General features: G+C 67.1%; 4 protein-coding genes. All 4 read right to left on the reverse strand.

What is annotated here, in order from left to right:
- A partial coding sequence (locus tag OXF11_21540) for a hypothetical protein (GenBank protein MCY4489673.1) occupies positions 1-376 on the reverse strand: 376 nt, incomplete at its 3' end.
- The gene (locus OXF11_21545) at positions 376-1278 is read right to left on the reverse strand and encodes a hypothetical protein (GenBank protein ID MCY4489674.1); all 903 of its coding nucleotides are present in this window, start codon (positions 1276-1278) and stop codon (positions 376-378) included. The genes OXF11_21540 and OXF11_21545, both read right to left, overlap by 1 nt.
- Positions 1279-1298: 20 nt before the next feature.
- Positions 1299-1433, reverse strand: a complete 135-nt coding sequence (locus OXF11_21550; protein ID MCY4489675.1) for a hypothetical protein — start codon at positions 1431-1433, stop codon at positions 1299-1301.
- 12 nt (positions 1434-1445) lie between these two features.
- Positions 1446-1925, reverse strand: a 480-nt coding sequence (locus tag OXF11_21555) for a MoxR family ATPase (GenBank protein ID MCY4489676.1), incomplete at its 5' end; no start/stop codon positions are given.

The following is a 1925-nucleotide window of genomic DNA, read 5'->3' on the forward strand; positions in this document are numbered from 1 at the left end:
CCACGCTCAGGTCCTCCCAGGCTTCGGCGTCGGGCGGGAGCGTGAAGCCGGCATCGCGCAAGAGCGCGTGTGTGACGAGTTGCGAGGCCGTCTGCCAGCGTTCCGGGGCCCGTTCGCCCCGGCGGGTGTGGTGTTTCAAGGCGCATGCCATCACCACCCGCGCCATGGCGGTCTCGATCAGGTGCGCGTCGGTCTCCGCCACCCAGTCGGGCGAGTACCGGATCTCCCGTCCGTCGCTCGCAAGCGTCCGGCGCGTGGGATCGGCGCGGAGCGGGAGTCTCAGGACGAGGCTCCCGAAGAAGGGCTGCTTGCGCAGGAGTTCGGTCACGCAGTCGCTCATACGGAGCGCCGATTCGCTGAGGACGTTCGCGGCCATCACGCCACCTCCCGCGCCGGTTCGACCCGTTGCGCCGGGAAGTAACCGGCGAACTGTTCCATCAGCGCGTCCGCGTCGCGCTTCACCCGGTTCCGGACCACGGGGTCGAAGGTCCTGGAAGGGCGGAGCGAATCCGGCTCCACGCCCGCGATCCTGTCCTTCACCTGCTGGCAGAGCCGCGCGAGCCTCTGGTCGCCGAAGATGTTGAGCCGGGGAACAACATCCACCAGGTCTCGGATGTTGGAGATCATGGTGTCCCGGAACACCAGGGGCTTGCCATCCCCATCCTCGTTCAGACGCTCTGAAACCCGCTCCACCGCCTCTGCCAGACGCCGGTAGAGATCGCCCACGGCGTCGTGGAGTTGTTCCTCGATGTGGCTCTTGATGTCGCGCTTCACGCGGTCGGTGTCGTCCGAGGCGAGCTTGGCGATGAAGTGATCCGCGTCGGGCACCGGCGCGATGCGGTAGCGGATGGAGAACCTGTCCCGGAGATCCTCCTTCGATGGATACTCCCCGATCCGGAAGAGCTTGCCCAAATCGAGCCGGGCCTGTTCCACGTAGTCGTCGTAATCCTCGATGAACCGTGCCCGCTGGCGCACCAGGCGCTCCCGGAGGGCGTCCATGATCCCGGTGTAGTGTTCATAGTTGTCCACGGTGAGCAGCCGCGAGCCCTTGTCGTCCCAGGGCAGCGATTGTGCGTAATGCTGAATGCGCGTTTCGTTCATGGTGGCGTTGAGCGCGGCCAGGGCAGCCTTGGGTAAGAGCCGTTTATTGTATCGGCCTGCGCTTGAACTCGCGTCGTGGTGGGCGGCGACGTGGTCGCTCGCCTCGCGGTCGTAGAGCCGGCCGGACCAGGCTCTGATGCGCAGCCCGACCAGCATGGCATCTCTGTTGAGGTCCATGATGGGTTCCTCCTTCGTGGCTACCTGACGGTCCACAAGGGGACCCGGATAGCCAGGGCAAGCTTGCGCCTGGCGGCCTCGGGGCTGCGCGCCCGCGCGGCGTACTCGCGCGAGTTGGCACAGCCCGCGGGGTAGTGAGCCATCATCCAGTGCATGAGCTTCCTCCCTCACCGGGTCCTGGCCGCGGCCCAGCGGATGAAGGCGGGCGAGCGCTGGAGCGCCGGGTCCCGGCGCACGCACGCCCCGACCAGCGACTCTCCCACCTCCCGCCTGAGCCGCTCCGCGAACGTGACGATGGCGTCCATGGTCACGTCTGTCGCGAGCCGGTAGAGTGAACCGCAGAGCGCCATCAGGGCGCTTGCGTTCTCCGGGATGTCCGCGTTCCCGGGGTCGGCGAGCACCGCCCTGGGATGGGGCAGCTCCCGCCACACCTTCAGGAACGCCGAGAACTCCACCGCCGCGGCCTCCCCCACCGCGCCCCGGAAGAGCGCCCGCTCGACCGCCGGATCGAGGCCGTTCCGGTGCTTCAGGATGTTTGAGGTAAACTCCCATGTCCTCGGGCACGGGTAGGCGCGTTCCCTGGACTGGGGGTCGAACTGGTGCAGGAGGTCCGGCTTGTATGTGATGAAATACAGAACTTCGGGAGC

This window comes from Deltaproteobacteria bacterium (genome assembly GCA_026712905.1).
Lineage (GTDB): Bacteria > Desulfobacterota > Binatia > UBA9968 > JAJDTQ01 > JAJDTQ01.